Genomic DNA, 20523 nt, shown 5'->3' on the forward strand with positions numbered 1-20523 from the left:
TCCATTCTTGAGGTATGACATGCATGCCAGGGCGTGGGCCGCGCCTTGGGCAATCGTGGCTTGGGGGCAATCATGCGATCTTCCGTTCTAACCCGTCTTCTGGCCGTGCTGGCCACCCTTCTGGCCGGCGGCATCCTTGGGGCCGCTCCGGCGCGGGCCGATGGGCCATCCTTCGACTGTGCTAAGGCAAGCCGGCCGGCGGAAAAGGTGATCTGCGCCGATCCGCAGCTGTCGGCCATCGACCTGCTGGTCGCCAAGGCGTTCAAGGATTTCGAGCCGGCGTTCGGCGGCGACAAGCGCAGGATCGCCCGAGGGCTGATTGCCGACCGCAATGCCTGCAAGAGCGACACCGCCTGCATCGTCAGCGCGCTGAACAACGCGCTGCAAACCTATGGCGCCGCGCCGCCATGGGTGCAGGACTACAACATCGCGCTGGTCGGCAAGAAGGCGCTGGAAGCCGCGGCGCGAAACCCGAAAGAGACCGATCAGCCGCTGCCCTCGGCAATCGGCCAATGCGCCTCCACCCATATCAAGACGCTGACCACGCGGCTTGGCGACGATCCGCTGGAAACGGCCAACCCGGATGGCGGCAGTGCCGCGACATTCACCAATGACGGCGGCGCCGTCTCCTATGATCGCGACCCTGGCCTAGCCGCCTCGAAGGTCGGCGACGCGGCCGTCATGTGCCTGATCTCGATTCCCAGGGACTGCCCCAAGCACGATGAGCGCGGCCGCGCCTACTACGGCATCGATCTCGCCATCAAGGCGTCATGGGCGCTGCCGGACTCGGAGCATATGTGCGGCGGCGCTTGAGTTGCCGCTTACGAAATCTTGGCGGAGAGGTGCCTCTACCCCTCCCCTTGCGTCAGTCTCGCTTTGATGGCTGACTGCGGCCCATAGGCGCCGCATGGGGGATGGGCATGGCGACGGCGAAGCACGTGCTGAAGCGCATTTTGATGATGTTGGCCGGCTACCTCGTATCGGTGCTGGTCGGCTTGATCGCTGTCGTGGCGATCTACGCCGCGCTCAGTTCCCTACCCAACGCGCCCGCCTATTTCGACGTCATGGGCGTCTCGCCGATCGCCGTCCTTGTGGTTCCGCCGCTCGGCATGTTCGTCTATTTCCTGACGATTGTCGTGACCGCACTGCAGACGCTCATCTTCGCGCTGATTGCCGAACGCTTCTCGTTGCGCAATTTCCTGCTGCACATGTTTTTCGGCGCCGCGGCCGCCGCCGGCGGGTTCTTCCTGATCTGGCCAATTTCAGCGGAGGACATGGACCCCGAGCGCTGGGCCGACATCGGCATCATCGCCGCCGCCGGCCTTGTCGCCGGATTGGTCTACTGGCTGATCGCCGGACGCGACGCGGGTTTCCGCCGCCCCCTGTTTGAGCGTTGATGCATGTCGCCCAAAACTGCGCAGCGGGTTTGGGACAGCGACATGCATAAGAACAAAGACTTAAGGCGTGTCGGCTGAATCCGTTTCAGCCGACACGCTTCGGAAGCCGAGAAAGGCCGTTGCTCAACTCGACGGCGAGCGCACCGCCTCGGTGGCGTCCAATGCCTGCTTCAGCCGTGTGTCGCGATCGTAGACGTCGCCGAAATATTCGACCTTGCCGGACATATCCGGCCAGGCGGTGAAATAGGCGACATAGACCGGGATCTTGCGCGTCACATCCTCGGTCGAATGTCCGTGCTTCAGCTTCTCGACGATATCGTCGACCGAGGTGCCGAGCACGGCGGCGGCCATGCCGCGCGGATCCTGCAGGCGCACGCAGCCATGGCTGAGCGCACGCATGTCCTGGTTGAAGAACGATTTCTGCGGCGTGTCGTGCATGTAGATCGCGTGCTTGTTGGGGAACAGGATCTTCAGCTCGCCGAGCGCATTGGCCTCGCTCGGCTGCTGGCGCACGCTGTAGGGAATGTTGGCGCCATACGCGCCCCAGTCGACCGCCGACGAAGGGATGCGCTTGCCGCGCGAATCGGTGACCTCGTAGCCGGCCCGGTCGAGATAGCCGGGATCGCTGCGCAGCCTGGGCAGCATCTCGTTGACGATGATCGACTGCGGCACGCCCCAATAAGGATGGAAGTCGACCTGCTTGATCTGGTTGTAGAAGAAGGCGGTCTGGTTGGTGGTCCGGCCGATGACGGCACGCGTCTTCAGCTTTTCCTCGCCATTGTCGATGTAGCTCGCGGTGAAGGCCGGCTGGTTGATGAAGACACGCGGGCTGCCGAGATCGGAAGGCAGCCAGCGCAGTTCCTCCAGCGCCACCTCAACCTTCAGCAACCTGTCGGCCTTGGACGTTCCTGCCAGCGTCGCGACGGTGCGCGGTCCGATGACGCCGTCGCCCTTCATGCCGGCTTTCTTCTGCACGGCCTCGATCACCGGAACCAGTTCCGGGACATAGACGTCGCTGGTGGCCAGCCTCGCCAGGATCTCGCCATAGGCGCCACCCATCTCGTCATCGAGATTGCGGGCGATCAGGGTCAGCAGCTTCGGCAGTTCGGGGCTGGTTTCGCCCGGCTTCAGCAACAGCTTGGGATCGACGACGATCTCGTTCTCGGCGCTGGCCTGCAGCGCTTCCAGCTCGACGCGCAACGCCTGGTATTCCGCATTCTCAGGATGCCGCGATTCGAGATAGGTGCGCACCTCCTGTGTATGCGCCAGCGTTTTCAATACACCTTGCAAGTCGAGCGGCTTGGCCGGGAAATCATAGTAGCCGGTCATGCGGTTGGGCTCGACGCGGCCGTTCTGGGCATCGTGGGCATAGCGCAGCACGCGTGCCGACAGCGCCATCTCGAAGCGGACGAGCTCTTTCAGCTGTGCATTGGCGTCGGCCGGCGAGGCGCTGGCAGCAGGCACGTTGACCGTGTAGTCGGCCGGTTCAAGGCCGTAGCTCGCTGCCTCGCCCAGCACCCGCACCGCATCCTGCGCGCGGCTGTTGAGGCCCGTGCCCGTCACCCAGATGAAATCCGGATTGGCCGAGTAGTAGGCGATCAGCGCCTTGGCGATATCGGGCTCGGCATAGAGTTCGTAGTCGCTCAAGCCGGCAATCGCGTCGTGGAACGCAGCCCCCGTGGCCGACGGCACGAAAGCGGCATCCTGCGGGGCCGCCGGCATTGGCGCCGCGGCCAGCGCCGAAAAGTCGATGCGCACCAGCCGATCGGCCTTGTAGGTGTAGTAGGACGGGCTGCTGATTTTTACGCCGCCGCCACCCGGCACTTTCGGCTTGTGCTTGGGCGGCGCGGGTGGAAATTCACCCTGCGGCTCGTGCCTGACGCCACCCCCGAAAAGCATGTCGAAGAGCCCTTGCGCGCCTGCCTGTGGCACACCGAAGGCCAGCGTTGCCGAGATCGCCACCAGCGGCATCACGGTTGCTTTGTTTCGGAGGAATTTCATGAATCACCCGCCCGGCTGTAACCGGTTCCCGTTCCGCACCGTTAAGACGATCTCGCTCACCGCATGGCGGATGTAAGGCGCGACTATACTGATTCATACTGATTTCGTTAAGCTTCCATAAATTTTGGAACGCTTGTTGCAGAACGGTTTCACAACATCGTGACGGCCGGAGCGAAGTGTCTCCGCTCCGGCCGAGGGAAATCCTCCAGGGATCAGGCGTTGGCGCCACCGTCGATGGTCAGCGCCGCGCCGGTGACGAATCGGCCTTCCGGTCCCGCGAGCCAGGCGACCATGCCGGCAATGTCCTCGGCTTTGCCAAAGCGCGGCGTTGCCATCTTCTGGCGCTGGTGTTCGGCGTGCGGGCCATCGGCCGGATTCATGTCGGTGTCGGTCGAACCGGGGTGGACGACATTGGCGGTGATGCCGCGCGGGCCGAGGTCGCGCGCCAAGGCCTTGGTCAGGCCGACGAGCGCGGCCTTGCTGGCCGAATAGGCGCCAAGACTGGTGTCGGTCACCCGCTCGGCAAGATTGCTGCCGATAGAGATGATCCTGCCGCCCTCGCCCATGTGCACTGCCGCCGCCTTCGAGGCGATGAACGGCGCCCTGAGATTGACCGACATGGTCTCGTCGAAATCGGCGAGCGACAGGGTATCGATGGGTGCGGCACGCCAGATGCCGGCGCTGTTGACCAGGATGTCGAGCCGGCCGAATACGGCCACGGCGTCATCGACGGCCTTGTCTAAGGCCACCGCATCGCGGTTGTCGGCCTTGATGGCGATGGCGCGACCACCCTTGGCCTCTATTTCGGCAACGACCGAGCGGGCCTGCTCCTCGCCATGCACATAGGTCAGCGCGACGCTGGCGCCCTCGGCGGCAAGCCGTCGCGCAATCGCCGCACCGATGCCGCGACTGCCGCCGGTGACGAGCGCGGCCTTGCCGTTCAAGCTGTCGGATGACATTTGATTCTCCTTTTTGTAATGATCGATACATAAATAACTGTCAGTCTTGCCCGGCCGCGTTAACTGAATTATGTATCGATCAACACAGAAAAGAGCGTCATGTCGGAACGAGGCCGCCCCCGCACCTTCGATCGAACCGCAGCCCTGCACCGCGCGATGGAGGTTTTTTGGGCTCGCGGTTACGAAGGCGCATCGATGAGTGAGCTGACCGCCGCCATGGGCATCAACTCGCCCAGCATCTACGCCGCCTTCGGCAGCAAGGAGGCGCTGTTCCTCGAGGCGACCGATTTCTATTCGCGCACCGAGGGTGCCGACATCTGGCTGGCGCTTGAGGAAGCACCGACCGCGCGGCAGGCGATCGAACAATTTCTATGCCTCACGGCGAAAGCCTACGCGCAGACCGATCGCCCGCAGGGCTGCCTGATAACGCTCGGCGCTTTGCATCAGGACTCCAGCCGCGGCGCGATCTGCGACGATCTGCGCCGTCGGCGCGCCGAAAATCATGCCGCCCTGCGCACGCGTCTCGAACGCGGCGTTGCCGAAGGCGAACTGCCGGTCGGATTCGACTGCAGCGCTGCCGCCACCTTCTACGCCACGGTCCAGCACGGCATGTCGATCCAGGCCCGCGACGGCGCCTCGCATTCGGCGCTTCTGGCAACCGTGGCCGGCGCGATGGCGGCGTGGCAGACGATGGCCGGCACGGACAGAGCGTGACAAACGCCAGCTATTGTGCTGCAAATCCAGACAGCTAGCCGGTCGGGAGGACAAGCCTGTGAAAAAAGGGTATCGCGAACTGCTGGATGAGGCGAATGCCGAGATCGAGGTGGTGTCGCCGGAGGAAGCGGCCGGGCTGCTTGACGATGAAGACACCATCTTCGTCGACCTGCGCGATCCGCGCGAGGTCGAACGCGACGGCAGGATTCCCGGCGCCAAGCATGTCACCCGCGGCATGCTGGAATTCTGGATCGACCCCGAAAGCCCCTATCACAAACCGTTCTTCGCTTCGGGGAAGAGCTTCGTCTTCTTCTGCGCCGGCGGCTGGCGCTCGGCGCTGGCCACCAAGACGGCGCAGGACATGGGACTATCGGCGGTCAAGCACATCCTTGGCGGCTACACCGCCTGGAAGGCGGCCGGACTGCCGGTCGAGCCCGGCGGGAAGAAGAAATAGCCTCGATGGCCGTTCAGTGCAGCAACGACGGCTCGCGATGCTCGCCGACGAAACCGACCGCGCGTCGGACCACGCCCTTGTCGGCAAGGATGCGGCGGTGGCCGAGCCCGTCGGCCCAGTAGAGCCGCACATGGCCGCCGGCGCCGGCATAGCGTGTTGCATGGTCGGCCGGAACTTCACGGTCGTCCGGTGCGTGGATGACCAGGGTCGGCACCGGCGCGTGGGCGAGCTGGCGGTCGCCGGTGAATTCGTGCAGCGGCCGGCCGGAAAGATGTTCGACACGGTCCGCCATGGCGGCCTGTGAGCGAGGTCCGACATTGAGCATGCGGCTGAAGTCGGCGAAGATCGCCGGCAGGGAACTGGGCGCCGCGATCAGCACCAGGCGTCCGGCCACCAGCGGCGGGATGTTCTTGACCGAACCGGCGAGGGCATTGGCGGCGACGGCGCCACCGAAGGAATGGCCGACAACAGCCACGAAAGGGCCGAACCATTCGCCGGCGACCCGCACCGCATCCACGGCATTGACCATGTTCAGCCGTCGGCCCTGCGACTGGCCGTGGCCAGGCAGGTCAAGCGAAACCACCCTGTAGCCGGCCGCGCGATAGCCTTCTATCAGCGCCCGCATATATTCGGTGCGCGAACGCCAGCCATGCACGACAAGCACCGTGCCGGCGGCCGCCCTGCCCGGCTCCGGCCGGAATTCGTGCACCATGACGCAGCCGGTCGCGGTCTTCAGCCGGTGATGGCGTGCCTCGGTCATGAACGCAGCCGCTCGGTCGACGGCGCGGCGTTCGCCATCGCTGAGCGCCTTCACATTCGGCGTGCGGCAGAACAGTTCGAAAGCCGCGCGTCCGGTCAGGCGCGGCGCAATACGCTCGGCCGCACCAAACACCCGCCGGATGACCTTCAGCCCGATTGATGCCATAGTGAGAATCCATCCATACGTTCAAGCATGAACATAATAGTTCAAAGATGAACAATAAACAAGAGTTACCTTGGGACAACCCGCGTTTTCGCAACTGGGTCGCGGTGGCGCGCGCCTGCCATGTGCTTGAACGCACGCTGGCGACGAAACTGGCGCCGCTCGACCTGAAGCCGGCGCAGCTCGACGTGCTGATGAACCTCTATCGCCACCCCGGCATGTCGCAGCACGACCTTGCCCGCAAGCTGCTCGTCGGCCGCTCCAACATCACAATGCTCTTGCCGCAGCTGGAGGCGCGTGGCCTGCTGCGCCGCGAAGGCGACGAGAAGGACAAGCGCATCCTGCGGCTTGCACTGACCGAAGCCGGAGAGGCGCTGCTGATGCAGGCGCTGAAAGTGCACATGGCGCTGATCGAGAAGGCGATGAGCCAGTCGACACCGGAACAATGCGACATGATCGGCGAGCAGATGCGCAAGATCTATGATGTGCTGAAAGACGCCTAGCCCTTTCAGCCCCGAAACCTACCACATCGTCTTCTTCGCCCGCTCCGGCCATTCCTTGTCGTAGGTCTCGCCGTCGATGTTCCTGCGGCTGGTGATTTCCAAGATCTGTCCGGGCGTCGGCAGCGACTTCGGGTCGACATGCCTCGCCGGGTTCCACAGCTCGGAGCGGACAATGGCGCGGGCGCATTGGAAGTAGACCGTATCGATATCGACGACAGTGACCGAGCGCGCCGCCTTGCCGTCCACGGTGAACGACGCGCACAGCGCTGTATCCGTCGTGATATGGGCCCGACCGTTGATGCGCAGCGTCGTGCCGGAGCCCGGCACGAGAAACAAAAGACCGACGCGCGGGTCGCGGATGATGTTTTTCAGCGAATCGGCGCGGTTGTTGCCGCGACGGTCCGGCATCATCAGCGTTTTCGGATCAACGATGCGCACGAAACCGGCGAGATCGCCGCGCGGCGAACAGTCCAGGCCCTCTGGTCCGCTGGTTGCCAGCGCAACGAACGGCGAGGCCTCGATGAAGGCTGCGTATTCCGGAATGACGTGATCGAGTTCCTTGACCAACGACGCCTCGCCAGGAACGCCATAGAGCGCCTCGAGCTGCTCGACCGTGGTGATGACCGACATCTTCCTCGTCTCCAAACCTTTGCCGGCGCTACCCCACATCGATGACGTTTTGACGACAGCGACGGCCTAGCGGTCCCGGCTCAAGCCCTTTTCCGCAAGCTCGGCGAGATAGGCATTCCAGCGCTCGTCCTTCTCGTGGCCGAGCGTGTGCAGGTAATTCCAGGTGAAGATGCCGGTGTCGTGGAAATCATCGAAGGTGATGCGCACCGCGTAGTTGCCGACCGGCTCGATCTTCAGGATCGCCACATTGCGCTTGCCGGGGACCGTCACCCGCTGGTCCGGCGAATGGCCCTGCACTTCGGCCGATGGCGAAGCGACACGCAACAGCTCCGCCGGCAGTTCGAACGGCCGATGATCGGGAAAGGTGACCGACAGCAGTTTGCGGTCCTTCGAGACCCGGAGTTCCCTGGGTGCGGTCATGATGTTCGATCCCGTGGCAATCCACCCTTCCCTACGCTGCTTCGCCGGAAGGGAAAAGGCCGTTGAGGTGAGCCGACATGCGATGTCGGCCAGGGAATGTTACCAAAGATCGAGAAGCGGTATCTTGAATGGCAGGCCGGATCGTATCACATAGCGGTATATAACGATGCCGCTCACGGCCACGGGAATTGCTTGAAGCATGGACATGATCGATCCTTTTGGGCGCACCATCAGCTATCTCAGGGTGTCGGTCACCGACCGCTGCGACTTCCGCTGCACCTATTGCATGGCCGAGGACATGGCCTTCCTGCCGAAGAAGGACCTGCTGTCGCTGGAAGAACTCGACCGGCTGTGTACGGTGTTCATCGAAAAAGGTGTCAGGAAACTGCGCCTCACCGGCGGCGAGCCGCTGGTTCGCAAGAACATCATGCACCTCGTGCGCCAGCTGTCGCGGCATCTCAAAAGCGGCGCGCTGGAAGAATTGACGCTGACCACCAACGGCTCGCAGCTGTCGCGCTTCGCCGCCGAGCTCGCCGATTGCGGCGTCAAGCGCATCAACGTTTCGCTCGACACGCTCGATGCCGACAAGTTCCACAAGATCACCCGCTGGGGCCATCTAGACAAGGTCATGCAAGGCATTGATGCAGCACTTGCGGCCGGGCTGAAGGTCAAGCTCAACGCGGTGGCGCTGCGCGATTTCAACGACGCCGAACTGCCCGACATGATGCGTTGGGCGCATGGCCGCGGCATGGACCTGACGGTCATCGAAACCATGCCGATGGGCGAGATCGACGCCGACCGCACCGACCAGTACCTGCCGCTGTCGCTGCTGCGCGCGTCGCTGGAACGCCAGTTCACGCTGGCCGATATTCCCTTCAAGACCGGCGGCCCGGCCCGCTACGTGCATGTCGCCGAGACAGGCGGACGGCTCGGCTTCATCACGCCGATGACGCATAATTTCTGCGAAAGCTGCAACCGCGTCCGGCTGACCTGCACCGGCACGCTCTATATGTGCCTCGGCCAGGAGGATGCCGCCGACCTGCGCGCGCCCTTGCGTGCGTCCGAAGGCAATGAGCTGGTTGCCGAGGCCATCGACGAAGCGATCGGCCGCAAGCCGAAGGGCCATGACTTCATCATCGACCGCCGCACCAGCCGTCCCTCCGTTTCCCGGCACATGAGCGTCACCGGCGGCTGATCTTTTCGCGAAATTCATGCAGGATCGCCTCCGGGTCATTGGCTTCGAGGCGGGATATGCTGAGTCGTTCCTCATTTCTGGCGGTTATCGCAACAATTGCAGCGACAAACGCCATTGCCGCGCCATTCACTTACACCAATGAGCGCTTCGGCACCGTCTGCACCTTTCCCGACGACATCTTCACCGACCGCCAGCCCGAGCCTGACAATGGCGACGGACAGGCATGGCTGAGTGGCGACGGCGCCAGCCTGATCTGCTCGGGCATCCTCAACATCGACCACGACACGCCGAAGGGTTTCGTGGCGGCGGAGAACAGCGATGAAGCTGGCTACAAGGTCACCTACAGCAAGGCCGGCAAGGACTGGGCCGTGCTGTCGGGCTTGAAGGATGGAAAGATCTTTTACGAGCGACGTCTGTTCGGCCGGGATGGCGTCATCCGAACGGTCTGGATCGATTACCCGCCGGCCCTGAAATCGAAATACGATCCGCTGGTCGGCGCCATCGCCGGCAGCCTCAAGGGACCATGAGCATTTTCGGCCACACCGTGGACAAATCTCCGCACGCGAATGTTCGCCTGATTTACCGGTGGCGTTTTCCCGCTTAGCCTCCGTCTCGTAGCGGTCTTTCGCTCCGGGGGAATACACCATGCGCAAACTTCTTCTTTCGTTCGCATTGCTTGGCCTCGCCACCTTGCCCGCTGCGGCCCAGTCGATCGGCGGCACGTATACGGTCGCCGGCACCAATTTCGACGGCTCTGCCTATGGTGGCGAAGCCACCATCACGCTGACCAGCGGGACAACCTGCGCGATCCATTGGGAGACGGGCGGCTCGTCCTCGGACGGTATCTGCATGCGCAACGACGACGCCTTCTCGGCCGGCTATGTGATGGGTAAGGACATCGGCCTTGTCGTCTCAAGGTCGAGGATGACGGGTCGCTGCACGGCCTGTGGACGATCGCCGGCAAGGAAGGCAACGGCACCGAAATTCTGACGCCGAAGAAATAAGGTCCGCCGCCATGGCAGGCGATATTCTGGGCACCGGACAATCCTGTGGCCCAGCCCTTTGCTGTTGCTGTTTCATGCCCGACTGCTACAGGCTTTAAGCAAAGCAGAGCCGGTGGTCATCTTGCCCCTTTCTCCAAACCTTCGCGGCGCGTTGTTCATGGTGGTGGCGATGGCCGGCTTCACCCTCAACGACGCCATCACCAAATACTCGTCGCAATCGATGAACATGGCGCAAGTCATGCTGATCAGGGGAGCGTTTGCCACCCTGTTCGTCGGCTCGCTTGCCTGGCAGCGCGGTGCCCTCGTTCGACTACGCTCGATGCTCGAGCCAATGGTGGCGCTGCGCGTCCTCGGCGAAGCCGGCGGCACGGTGACGTTCCTGATCGCGCTCGCCCATTTGCCTATCGCCAGTGTCTCGGCTGTCCTCCAGGCGCTACCGCTGGCGGTGACGATGGGCGCGGCACTGGTCTTCAACGAGGGCGTCGGTTGGCGGCGCTGGCTGGCCATCGCCATCGGATTTGCCGGTGTGCTGGTCATCGTGCGGCCAGGTTTCGAGGGGTTCAGCGTCTACTCGCTGGTGGCGCTGGCCTGCGTTGCCTGTTGTGCGGTACGCGATCTTGCCACCAAGCGGATTCCCAAGGCCATTCCGACGCTGCTGGTGTCGACCGCCACCGCGTTTGCCATGACGATCCTGGGAGCCGCGTTGCTTTCGCCGATGGGGGGCTGGACGCCGATGACGGGAAACAGCACAGCCTTGTTGGCGCTCGCCGCGGTGCTGGTGCTCATCGGCTACCAGTTCATCATCATGGCGATGCGGGCGGGCGACATCTCCTTCATCGCGCCGTTCCGCTACACGGCCCTGATCTGGTCGATCCTGCTTGGCCTGTTCGTCTTCGCCGATATTCCCGATCTGCCGATGATCGTCGGCGCCACGATCATCATCGGCTCCGGCCTCTATGCGCTTTACCGCGAGCGAGTGGTCGGCCGGCGTAAGATCGTTGCCGAGAGCACCGGGCCAAGCATGGTCCCGGATGGAATCTAGTCGGCCCTTGTGATTTCCGACGGCTGGCGTACAGGCTCGGTGGCATGAAGCGAGATGTTGCAGGGGTCATTCTGGCCGGCGGCCAATCAAGACGAATGGGCGGTGGCGACAAGAGCCTGTTGCCGCTTGGCAGCGGTCGCGTGCTTGACCAGGTCGTGTCGCGCCTTGGCCCGCAGGTCGCCCCCCTGGCGCTCAGCGCCAACGGCGACGCCACACGCTTCTCACGCTACGAGCTGCCAGTGCTTGCCGACATTGTGACCGGTTTTGCCGGACCGCTTGCCGGAATCCTGACCGGCCTCGAATGGGCCGCGGCCAACACGGCTTGCAAGACTGTCGTCACCGCTGCCGGCGACACGCCCTTCCTGCCGCTGGATCTTGTCGAACGACTGGCGACAGCCACCGATCAGCGTCCCGGTTCGATTGCCGTTGCATGCTCCGCCGGCAAGCGGCATCCGACCTTCGCGCTGTGGCCGACGGACTGTCGCGACGCCTTGCGGCACTTTCTGGTCGATGAGGATATCAGGCGGGTTTCGGCCTTCATCGACCGGCATGGAGTTGTCGAGGTGGAATTCCCGGTTCCGCAATCCGCAGGACAACCGGTCGACCCTTTCTTCAACATCAATGTGCCCGGTGATCTTGTTCAGGCCGAACGTTTGTTGCGGAGCATGAAATCATGAACAGACGCGTCTTCGGCATCACCGGCTGGAAGAATTCCGGTAAGACGACATTGACCGAAAGGCTGGTCACCGAACTTGTCCGGCGCGGCTGGAAGGTGTCGACGGTAAAACACGCCCATCATGACTTCGACATCGACAAGCCGGGCGCCGACAGCTTTCGCCACCGGCAGGCCGGCGCCATCGAAGTCGCGATCGTGTCAGGAAACCGCTGGGCGCTGATGCACGAACTGCGCGGTGAGAATGAGCCGACGCTGGAGGCGATCCTGTCACGGCTCGCACCGTGCGATCTGGTGCTGGTCGAAGGCTACAAGCGCGAAGCCCACCGCAAGATCGAAACCCGCCGGCTGGAAGCGAAGGACCGCACGCCGCTATCGGCAACGGATCCCAACATCGTCGCTGTCGCCGCCGATTTTGCGGCCGAAGGCGAGCTCTTGCCGGTGTTCGATCTCGACGATGTGAAATCAATAGCCGACTTCATCGAGCGGGACACTGGGCTCGTTGCTTGAGAGCTAACGCAGCGGCAGAATAGCCTTGCCCATTTTTGTGGTTTTGCAGTTGCTTTTTTCTTGGAAAGAGTGGGAGTATCGCGCCAGCGGGCGGTCAAAAGCACCGCCCCACAGAGCCGTTTGGAACGACGGCCGGGACCATAAAGAGAGGACTATCATGCGTATTGCACTGCGTATCGCGCTTGCCGCATCGGCTGCGCTGCTGACGCTCGGCGTAGCCCAGGCCCAGGAAAAGACCCTGAGGATCGGCACCGAAGGCGCCTACCCACCCTTCAACAACCTCACCGCCGATGGCCAGCTCGTCGGTTTCGATATCGACATCGCCAAGGCGCTTTGTGACCAGATGAAGGTCAAGTGCACCTTCGTCGCCCAGGATTGGGACGGCATCATCCCCGCTCTCCAGGCCGGCAAGTTCGACGCCATCGTCGCCTCGATGTCGATCACGCCGGAGCGCAAGGAGAAGGTCGACTTCACCAACAAATATTACAACACGCCGTCGGCCCTGGCCGTGCCTAAAGACAGCACGCTGAAAGGCGTGACCAAGGCAGATCTCGCTGGCAAGACCATTGGTGTCGCCACCACGACCACGCATTTCAACTATGCCTCGAAGACTTACACTGACAGCACCGTCAAGGGCTATCCGAGCAGCCCCGAGGAGCAGGCCGATCTTGCCAATGGTCGTCTCGACGCCATCGAGGACGATATTGTTGTGCTTCAGCAGTGGCTGGATTCGCCTGATGGCGCATGCTGCAAGATTCTCGGCCAACCGTCGCCGCAACCGGTCGACATCTTCGGACCGGGCGCCGGCATTGCCGTACGCAAGGGCGAGACCGATCTCGTCAACAAGTTCAATGCGGCCATCGAAGCTATTCGCGCCAACGGAAAGTACAAGGAAATCAACGACAAGTACTTCAAGTTCGACGTCTTCGGCGCCGAATCCTGATAATATGACAAAGGCGGCGGGGGTCTCCCGCCGCCTTTAGGTCTTCTGTGATCGCCGTGGAGACAAGACCAGTCAATGCCAGCCCAGAGCTTATGGACACTTCTCAGTTGGGGACCCGATGGCTGGCTTGATGATATCGCTTATGGCGCCCTGGTTACCGTCGCGCTCGCACTCGCCACGCTGCCGATCGGGCTGACAATCGGCTTTTTCATTGCATACGCCAAACAGTCCGAAGAACCCTCGCTGCGCCTCGCCGCCAACATCTACACCACGGTCTTCCGCGGCCTGCCGGAACTGGTGACGCTTTTCCTGTTTTTCTTCGGCGTGCCAATTCTGCTGCAGCATCTCATCCGATATTTCCGGCCCGACGCGACCATCGACGTCAACGGCTTCGTCGCCGGCATGATCGTGCTTTCCCTGATCTTCTCGTCCTATGCCAGCGAAGTTTTCCTGTCGGCATTCCGCGCCATACCGAAGGGCCAGTATGAGGGCGGCTATGCCATCGGCCTTTCCAACTGGCTTACCATGCGCAAGGTGATCTTGCCGCAGCTGCTTCGTATCGCTTTTCCCGGTCTCGAAAACTGCTGGCTTAGTCTGCTCAAGGATACATCGCTGGTGTCGGTCGTCGGTCTCGCCGAGACGCTGCGCAACGCCGGTGTGGCAGCTCGCGTCACCAAGCACTCGTTCCTGTTTTACAGCGTGGCGGCCCTGGTCTTTCTCGGTCTGGCCATCGTGTCGTCCTTCGCCACCAGCGCCATCCTGCGCTCGCTCGGCCGGCGGGAGGCACAACGATGAGCGCTACAGCCACCATGGTCGAACGGCCACCGCCACGGGCGCGGGGCTGGCCGCGTCCCCGCATCGCCGGCTATGCGCTCGTCGGCCTGTGGATAGCATTCGGCCTGGGCATTGTTGCCTATCTCGTCCTTACCTGGAATCCGGCCTTCTTTGCCAAGTATGCGCCGGCCTATCTGAGCGGGCTTGGGGTCACCCTGTCGCTGGTCGCCATAGCGATGGTGCTTGGTGCGATACTGTCGCTCCCTGTCGCCTACGGCCGTATGTCCAGGAACCGGATCTTGTCCGGCCTCGCCTATTGCTATGTCTACTTTTTCCGTGGCACGCCGCTGCTGGTCCAGACTTTTCTCGTCTATTACGGCGTCGGCTCTTTCCGGCCGCAACTCAGCGAATTCGGTATCTACCTTCCTGTGTTTAGCGATGGGCTGACCGTCGCCCGATTCACGCTTTGGGATTTTTTCAAGGATGCATTCAATTGCGGCGTCTTTGCCTTTGCGCTCAACACAGCCGCGTACCAGGCCGAAATCCTGCGTGGCGCCATCGAGAGCGTGCCCAGGGGCCAGTGGGAAGGCGCTGCTTCCCTAGGCCTGCACAAACTGCAGACCTTGCGCAAGATCATCCTGCCGCAGGCGTTGATCGTTGCCTTGCGGCCTTACGGCAATGAGCTCATCCTGATGATCAAGGCTTCGGCCATCGTTGCCATCATCACCGTCTACGACCTGATGGGCAACGCAAAGCTCGCCTTCGCCAACTCCTTCGACATTCAGGCCTATATCTGGGTCGCCGTCGTCTACCTCGTCATGGTCGAGATATTGCGTCATGGCATTGAATGGATCGAACGCCGGATCACAATTCACCTGAAACGCTGACTGGTTCCATATACTGCCTGCACCAGTCGATGAGCCCACAGGCGTCTTGACGAAATGAGCGCAGAGCCTAGAGCTTTCGCAGCAAATTTCGTTTCCGTCTGAAGGATAAGATCATGGCATCTGTGGCATTTCTCGGTCTTGGCGTGATGGGTTATCCGATGGCCGGGCACCTCAGGAACAAGGGTGGCCATGACGTCACCGTCTACAACCGCACCAAGGCCAAGGCCGAGCAATGGGTTGGCCAGCATGGCGGCAGCCTCGCGCTAACGCCGGCGGAGGCGGCCGAGGGCAAGGATTTCGTCTTCTCCTGCGTCGGCAATGATGACGACCTGCGTTCGGTGACGACAGGTCCCGAAGGTGCCTTCAAATCGATGAAGAAAGGCTCGGTCTTCATCGACAACACAACGGCCTCGGCCGAGGTCGCGCGCGAACTGGCGGCGGCCGCGCAGGCCGGTGGCTTTTCGTTTCTTGATGCGCCGGTCTCCGGCGGCCAGGCAGGCGCCGAGAATGGCGTACTGACGGTCATGGTCGGCGGCGAGCAGGACACTTTCGACAGGGCCAGGCCCGTCATCGATGCCTATGCCCGCATGGTCGGCTTGATGGGATCGGCTGGTGCTGGCCAGCTCACCAAGATGATCAACCAGATCACCATCGCCGGCCTCGTGCAGGGTCTGGCCGAAGGCATCCATTTCGGCAAGAAGGCTGGGCTCGACATCGAGAAGGTGATCGAGGTGATTTCCAAGGGTGCGGCCGGTTCTTGGCAGATGGAGAACCGGCACAAGACGATGAATGCCGGCAAATATGATTTCGGCTTCGCCGTCGACTGGATGCGCAAGGATCTTGGCATCTGCCTGACCGAGGCCGACCGCAACGGCGCCAAACTGCCGGTGACCGCACTTGTCGATCAGTTCTACAAGGATGTGCAGGCGATGGGTGGCAAACGCTGGGACACATCCTCGCTGTTGGCGCGTCTGGAAAAATAGGCTTTTGTGGCGATGCCCCTGCCCGATCCAGACTGGACCGCGGACGAGATCATCGTCTATCTCAAGGCAATCGGCACCACGGAGACTCGTGCCGGGATGGCGCGGTTCGGCATCAATACCGTGACCGCTGTCGGCGTCGGCAATTCGGATTTGCGGCCACTGGCGCGCAGGGTGAAGCGCAACCACGAACGGGGTCTGGCGCTATGGGACAGCGGCATTCGCGAGGCGCGGCTCATGGCGGCGTTCACCGACGAGCCGAAAAAGATCACCGTCGAGCAGTGCCGCCGCTGGGCTGGCGATTTCGATTCCTGGGAGGTCGTCGACACCGTCTCGGACCTGTTCGTTGATACGCCGTTCTGGCGCGAGCTGATCGAGGAGTTCGCCTCGGACGAGCGTGAGTTCGTTCGTCGCACCGCTTTTGCCATGTTGGCATGGGGGGCCGTGCATTTGAAAAAGGAACCGGACGCAACGTTCCTGTCCTATCTGCCGCTGATCGAGGCCCATGCAGGCGATCCGCGCAACTTCGTCAGGAAGGCGGTCAACTGGGCGCTGCGGCAGATCGGCAAGCGATCGACGGGCTTGCACGCCCCTGCCCTTGCCCTGGCGCAAAAGCTCACCAGGTCCGCGGACAAGACCGCGTGCTGGATTGGCAAGGATGCCGTGAAGGAACTATCGGATGCCAGGACGCTCCAGCGCCTCGCCGCCAGCAAAGGCTGACGGACGTAAAATCCGCTTCACGGAAGTGACGCGCTCGACCCGCGCCGATTTCGAAAACCTGTTCGAACAGCCGGGCGCACCGAAATATTGCTGGTGCATGGCCTGGCGCCATCTGCCCAGCCGCGAGCATGTCCGGAACGACGAGAAAAAGCGGGCCATGATGGCGCTTGTCGATGCCGGCACGCCGGTCGGCATCCTCGCCCATATTGACGGCAAGACCGTCGGTTGGTGCTCGGTCGCGCCACGCCAGACCTATCGCAGGTTGTCACGCCAACAGGACGACAGCGAGACCGAGATCTGGTCGATCGTTTGTTTTTATGTGTCAAGGGCCTTGCGAGGCGGCGGGTTGGCAGCTGCGCTGCTCGACGCGGCCATCGATCACGCCTTCGCCAAGGGGGCCGAAACGATCGAGGCCTATCCGGTCGATCAGGCATCGCCGAGTTACAGCTTCATGGGCTTTCGCGACATGTTTGCGGCGCGCGGGTTCCACGAGATCGGCATGGCCGGTTCTCGCAGACATGTGATGCGGCTCGAGCGTTGACGTCGTTGGCAGCGGTGTCTCTACTCGGGTCCAAAGGAAGCGGCCAATGAGCAACGATATCAGATCATCCATAGCGCTCGCAGCGTTGTTTGTGTGCGTGGCCGCCGCCAGCGCTTCGGCCGAGACCGCACACATATTCTGGAAGGATCTGCGCCCGGCGACGCAGACCGCAGCCGAAAACGTCGGGCTGCCGATGATCGCGGCGAAATTGCCCGACCATGGCGAGACGCTGTCGCTTAATCTGCAGGACAAGACTATCCAGTTGGCAGGCTATGCATTGCCCGTCGATCGCGACGGCGACCTTGTCTATCAGTTCCTGCTGGTGCCGTGGACGGGCGCCTGCAGCCACATGCCGACGCCGCCGCCCAACCAGATCGTGCTGGTCACCCCATCCCATCCCTACAAGATGTCGGAGGCCTATCAGCCGGTTGCCGTCACCGGCGCGCTAAAGCCGGCTATGGAGAAAAGCCAACTGTTCATTCTCGATGGCGTCAGCGTCATCCAGTCCGGTTACACCGTGCGCAAGGCCGATGTGGTGAGCGTCGACAGCGTGCCGGACACGATCACGCTGCCGGTGAACTCACCCTGGAGCTTCCTCAACAAGAAAAAGAACTGAGAAGCCCGGTCAGCTCAAGCGGCGTTGGCGCCAGATTCCTTGTCCAGCACCATGTAATCCAGTGGGATCTCGGTCGTATATTTGATCTGCTCCATGGCGAAGGACGACGACACGTCGCGGATCTCGATCTTGGCGATCAGTCGCTTGTAGAAGGCGTCGTAGGCGGCGATGTCGGGCACCACGACGCGCAGGAGATAGTCGACATCGCCGCTCATGCGGTAGAACTCGACCACTTCGGGAAATTCCTGGATGACCTCGGAAAACCGCCGCAGCCATTCATGGCTGTGCGAATTGGTGCGGATCGACACGAAGACGGTGACCCGCACATTGACCTTTTCATGGTCGAGGATGGCGACGCGCCGCTTGATGACGCCCTCTTCCTCGAGCTTCTGGATGCGCCGCCAGCAAGGTGTCGTCGACAGCCCGACTTTCTTGGCAACGTCGGCGACCGCGAGTGTCGCGTCCTCCTGCAAGAGGCGGAGAATTTTTCTATCGAGGCGGTCCATCTTTTTCTCTCCGGGGGAATAGATTGGCTATATTCCGCCTTATTGGAGCCTTTCACAAGAAAGAAATTCTGCCGATCGGCCAAAAAGCGAGTGATTTATTGCTGAAAGTTCAATCGAGACGATAGCGGATTTCCGATCTCAGGAATGGCAGCAAATCCATTTCAAACCATGGATTCTTCTTCAGCCAGCCGGTGTTGCGCCACGACGGATGCGGCAGCGGCAGCACTTTCCGGCTGTCGGGCTGATCCCAGATGGCACGCCAGTCCATCACCGTTTCGGTCAGCGAAGGTCGGCGCACGGCACCCATGTGCCAGGCCTGCGCATAGATGCCGATCGTAAGCACCAGATCGATCCGCGGCATCAACGCCATCAACGGCGCGCGCCATGCAGGCGCGCATTCGCGTCTCGGCGGCAAGTCGCCACCCTTGGCATCCTGGCCGGGAAAGCAAAAGCCCATCGGCACGATGGCGAACTTATCGATGTCGTAGAATTCCTCGCTCGTTACCCCGAGCCAGCCGCGCAGGCGGTCGCCGGAGGCGTCGGTGAACGGCATGCCTGTGATATGCACCTTGGTTCCCGGCGCCTGGCTGGCGATCAGGATGCGGGCGCTGGACGATGGTCGCAACACCGGTCGCGGTTCGTGCGGCAGTGGCTTGCCGATCGGATTTTCGACGCAGATGCGGCAAGCGCGAACCGTCTCGGCGAAGCTTTCGAGCGCATCCTTGTCGATCATGATCTCGTCCGAAAACTGGCTTCCACTTTTCAAGATCATGGTCAGGCGGCGGCGCTCGGCCGGCTGGAAACGGCTTGGTGCCAGCGCAACACATTGGCGCATTCGTGCGGCACCTTGATGCGTGCCGGTTTCATGAAGTCGACGGCGATCAGGCCGGTGATGTCGGCAATCGAATAGCTGTCACCGGCGATGAACTCCCGGTTGCCCAGTTCACCGTCGAGCAGCCTGAGGAATTCCACGGCCTTGGGCTTGTTGGCCTCGCCCCATTCGGCAATCTGCGGAATTTCCCATTCCTTCATCGCCGGGTGGATGTGACGGAAGGCCTGTGCGACGCAACTGAGCAGGTTGAATTCCATCCGTCTCTGCCACATCTCGACTTGCGCCTTGCCGAGCGCGCCACACCCGAACAGGGCCGGCTCGGGCTGCAACTCCTCGAAATAACGGCAGATGGCGACGGATTCGGTGAGGATGGTGCCGTCGTCGAGTTCAAGCACCGGCAGACGCTGCAAAGGGTTACGCGAACTGACCGACGGCTTCCTGTGCTCCAGCGCGCCCATGTCGATGGGCACCAGCGGAACAGTAATGCCCTTCTCGGCCAGGAAAACGCGGACCCGCCTCGGATTGGGTGCGCGGCCACCGTCGAACAACTTCATTCCCATCCTCCCGGTTTCCCAACAACCATAGAGTTCAACCCCTTACGGGGTTTACCAGAACCGAAAAATCTCACGCACGGCATCGCCGATCGACGACAGCGTGCCGTGCTTTCTCTCGACGACTTCGCCGTGATGGCTGTCGCGCCAGTCCTGCGGCCGGTCGAATGTACCCGCCCACATGCCGACCCTTGCCGCACGGGCCGTGGCCTCCTCGCGCTCGAAGCCGCCAAACGCAACCGCCCAGCCCGCCTCCACCTGCGCGCGGTTGAGATCCTTGCCGCCGGCGGTGCAGTCGCCAAGCAACCGGCCGTAGCGGTCCCGCTGCCAGCCGCTACAGGAAACGGGTTGGCCGGCGATCAGTCGCACCAGCGCCTGGCGCGCAAGCGTGCCGCAGGGATAGTCGGCGCCATTCCTGCGGCAGGTCTGCGTATATTCCGGAGCGTCTATACCGCGCATACGGACACGCTCGGCGCCAAGCGTGATGGAATCGCCATCGTTGATGATTGCCACACCCCCCGTCTTGCGTGTTTCCACCCGGTCGAGACGAGCCGCCAGCAGGATCAGCAACCCGAGAATGATGACGGTAAGCCCGTAATCCATCAGCCGGCACCACAGGCTTCGGGGTGGCGCAGCGTATCTGCGGCGCGGCCTCGTGCCCCACGAACGGCTCATATGGCAAACGGTTGGTTAATCATTCGAACGTAGCTTAACACTTGGAAACCGCTGCTCGCATAAATTGAAGTTTC

Annotated in this window: 27 protein-coding genes; 18 read left to right on the forward strand and 9 right to left on the reverse strand. The window is 62.3% G+C overall.

Going from position 1 to position 20523, the window contains the following annotated elements; all coding sequences use genetic code 11:
* Positions 1-72: 72 nt before the first annotated feature.
* Positions 73-813: a lysozyme inhibitor LprI family protein gene (locus AC07FD_RS16445; protein ID WP_478350697.1), complete on the forward strand. Its 741-nt coding sequence runs from the start codon at positions 73-75 to the stop codon at positions 811-813.
* A gap of 101 nt (positions 814-914) precedes the next feature.
* Entirely contained in the window at positions 915-1397 is a 483-nt protein-coding gene (locus tag AC07FD_RS16450) for a hypothetical protein (protein ID WP_478350698.1), read from the forward strand.
* 123 nt (positions 1398-1520) lie between these two features.
* On the opposite strand, the gene AC07FD_RS16455 is transcribed toward AC07FD_RS16450, so the two are convergent.
* Both AC07FD_RS16455 and AC07FD_RS16460 read right to left on the reverse strand, forming a co-directional pair.
* Positions 1521-3398, reverse strand: a complete 1878-nt coding sequence (locus AC07FD_RS16455) for a L,D-transpeptidase family protein (RefSeq protein WP_478350699.1) — start codon at positions 3396-3398, stop codon at positions 1521-1523.
* A 212-nt stretch (positions 3399-3610) separates the two neighbouring features.
* Positions 3611-4357, reverse strand: coding sequence for a 3-oxoacyl-ACP reductase family protein (locus AC07FD_RS16460; RefSeq protein WP_478350700.1), 747 nt, complete (start codon positions 4355-4357; stop codon positions 3611-3613).
* Positions 4358-4456: 99 nt separating this feature from the next.
* Between AC07FD_RS16460 and AC07FD_RS16465 the strand changes: the two genes are divergently transcribed.
* The gene (locus tag AC07FD_RS16465) at positions 4457-5071 is read left to right on the forward strand and encodes a TetR/AcrR family transcriptional regulator (protein ID WP_478350701.1); all 615 of its coding nucleotides are present in this window, start codon (positions 4457-4459) and stop codon (positions 5069-5071) included.
* 58 nt (positions 5072-5129) lie between these two features.
* Entirely contained in the window at positions 5130-5525 is a 396-nt protein-coding gene (locus AC07FD_RS16470) for a rhodanese-like domain-containing protein (RefSeq protein WP_478350702.1), read from the forward strand.
* 13 nt (positions 5526-5538) lie between these two features.
* Here AC07FD_RS16470 and AC07FD_RS16475 read toward each other — a convergent pair whose 3' ends face one another.
* The gene (locus AC07FD_RS16475; protein ID WP_478350703.1) at positions 5539-6450 is read right to left on the reverse strand and encodes an alpha/beta hydrolase; all 912 of its coding nucleotides are present in this window, start codon (positions 6448-6450) and stop codon (positions 5539-5541) included.
* A 47-nt stretch (positions 6451-6497) separates the two neighbouring features.
* On the opposite strand from AC07FD_RS16475, the gene AC07FD_RS16480 reads away from it, so the two are divergent.
* Positions 6498-6950 carry a MarR family winged helix-turn-helix transcriptional regulator gene (locus AC07FD_RS16480; protein WP_378916515.1) on the forward strand — a complete coding sequence of 151 codons (453 nt, stop codon included), beginning with the start codon at positions 6498-6500 and terminating at the stop codon, positions 6948-6950.
* 18 nt (positions 6951-6968) lie between these two features.
* Here AC07FD_RS16480 and AC07FD_RS16485 read toward each other — a convergent pair whose 3' ends face one another.
* Entirely contained in the window at positions 6969-7580 is a 612-nt protein-coding gene (locus AC07FD_RS16485; protein ID WP_095091539.1) for a pyridoxamine 5'-phosphate oxidase family protein, read from the reverse strand.
* 66 nt (positions 7581-7646) lie between these two features.
* Positions 7647-8000, reverse strand: coding sequence for a gamma-butyrobetaine hydroxylase family protein (locus tag AC07FD_RS16490; RefSeq protein ID WP_095091538.1), 354 nt, complete (start codon positions 7998-8000; stop codon positions 7647-7649).
* Positions 8001-8199: 199 nt separating this feature from the next.
* Between AC07FD_RS16490 and moaA the strand changes: the two genes are divergently transcribed.
* The 13 genes from moaA to AC07FD_RS16555 all read left to right on the forward strand — a co-directional run bounded on the left by moaA (position 8200) and on the right by AC07FD_RS16555 (position 17885).
* Positions 8200-9195 carry a GTP 3',8-cyclase MoaA gene (gene moaA / locus AC07FD_RS16495; RefSeq protein WP_477396621.1) on the forward strand — a complete coding sequence of 332 codons (996 nt, stop codon included), beginning with the start codon at positions 8200-8202 and terminating at the stop codon, positions 9193-9195.
* Between the two features lie 56 nt (positions 9196-9251).
* Entirely contained in the window at positions 9252-9722 is a 471-nt protein-coding gene (locus tag AC07FD_RS16500) for a hypothetical protein (protein ID WP_478350704.1), read from the forward strand.
* 118 nt (positions 9723-9840) lie between these two features.
* Entirely contained in the window at positions 9841-10185 is a 345-nt protein-coding gene (locus AC07FD_RS16505; RefSeq protein WP_478350705.1) for a hypothetical protein, read from the forward strand.
* Between the two features lie 135 nt (positions 10186-10320).
* A complete protein-coding gene (locus AC07FD_RS16510; RefSeq protein ID WP_457152140.1) occupies positions 10321-11241 on the forward strand; it encodes a DMT family transporter in 921 nt (306 codons plus the stop codon).
* Positions 11242-11285: 44 nt separating this feature from the next.
* Positions 11286-11918 carry a molybdenum cofactor guanylyltransferase MobA gene (mobA, locus tag AC07FD_RS16515; protein ID WP_478350706.1) on the forward strand — a complete coding sequence of 211 codons (633 nt, stop codon included), beginning with the start codon at positions 11286-11288 and terminating at the stop codon, positions 11916-11918.
* On the forward strand, positions 11915-12424 hold the full coding sequence (gene mobB / locus AC07FD_RS16520; protein ID WP_478350707.1) for a molybdopterin-guanine dinucleotide biosynthesis protein B: 510 nt from the start codon (positions 11915-11917) through the stop codon (positions 12422-12424). Before mobA ends, mobB begins: the two co-directional genes overlap by 4 nt.
* 157 nt (positions 12425-12581) lie before the next feature.
* Complete coding sequence (locus tag AC07FD_RS16525; RefSeq protein ID WP_095091531.1) at positions 12582-13367, forward strand: ABC transporter substrate-binding protein; 786 nt, start codon at positions 12582-12584, stop codon at positions 13365-13367.
* 75 nt (positions 13368-13442) lie between these two features.
* Positions 13443-14162 carry an ABC transporter permease gene (locus AC07FD_RS16530; RefSeq protein WP_095091530.1) on the forward strand — a complete coding sequence of 240 codons (720 nt, stop codon included), beginning with the start codon at positions 13443-13445 and terminating at the stop codon, positions 14160-14162.
* The gene (locus AC07FD_RS16535) at positions 14159-15028 is read left to right on the forward strand and encodes an ABC transporter permease (RefSeq protein WP_478350708.1); all 870 of its coding nucleotides are present in this window, start codon (positions 14159-14161) and stop codon (positions 15026-15028) included. The genes AC07FD_RS16530 and AC07FD_RS16535 overlap by 4 nt, the downstream gene beginning before the upstream one ends.
* Positions 15029-15141: 113 nt before the next feature.
* Entirely contained in the window at positions 15142-16011 is an 870-nt protein-coding gene (locus AC07FD_RS16540; RefSeq protein WP_478350709.1) for an NAD(P)-dependent oxidoreductase, read from the forward strand.
* A gap of 12 nt (positions 16012-16023) precedes the next feature.
* Positions 16024-16728, forward strand: a complete 705-nt coding sequence (locus tag AC07FD_RS16545) for a DNA alkylation repair protein (protein WP_478350720.1) — start codon at positions 16024-16026, stop codon at positions 16726-16728.
* Positions 16688-17269 carry a GNAT family N-acetyltransferase gene (locus tag AC07FD_RS16550; RefSeq protein WP_478350710.1) on the forward strand — a complete coding sequence of 194 codons (582 nt, stop codon included), beginning with the start codon at positions 16688-16690 and terminating at the stop codon, positions 17267-17269. Before AC07FD_RS16545 ends, AC07FD_RS16550 begins: the two co-directional genes overlap by 41 nt.
* Before the next feature lie 46 nt (positions 17270-17315).
* Entirely contained in the window at positions 17316-17885 is a 570-nt protein-coding gene (locus AC07FD_RS16555; protein WP_478350711.1) for a DUF3299 domain-containing protein, read from the forward strand.
* 14 nt (positions 17886-17899) lie between these two features.
* Here the strand turns inward: AC07FD_RS16555 and AC07FD_RS16560 are convergent, their stop codons facing one another.
* The 4 genes from AC07FD_RS16560 to AC07FD_RS16575 form a co-directional block, all read right to left on the reverse strand.
* Positions 17900-18391 (reverse strand): Lrp/AsnC family transcriptional regulator, encoded by a 492-nt coding sequence (locus tag AC07FD_RS16560; protein WP_006205209.1) that lies wholly within the window; start codon positions 18389-18391, stop codon positions 17900-17902.
* Positions 18392-18500: 109 nt separating this feature from the next.
* On the reverse strand, positions 18501-19226 hold the full coding sequence (locus AC07FD_RS16565; protein ID WP_478350712.1) for a uracil-DNA glycosylase family protein: 726 nt from the start codon (positions 19224-19226) through the stop codon (positions 18501-18503).
* Positions 19166-19777, reverse strand: a complete 612-nt coding sequence (locus tag AC07FD_RS16570; RefSeq protein ID WP_478350713.1) for a glutathione S-transferase — start codon at positions 19775-19777, stop codon at positions 19166-19168. Before AC07FD_RS16570 ends, AC07FD_RS16565 begins: the two co-directional genes overlap by 61 nt.
* Before the next feature lie 51 nt (positions 19778-19828).
* Positions 19829-20449: a thermonuclease family protein gene (locus tag AC07FD_RS16575; protein ID WP_478350714.1), complete on the reverse strand. Its 621-nt coding sequence runs from the start codon at positions 20447-20449 to the stop codon at positions 19829-19831.
* Positions 20450-20523 lie beyond the last annotated feature (74 nt).

The organism is Mesorhizobium waitakense (assembly GCF_056431085.1).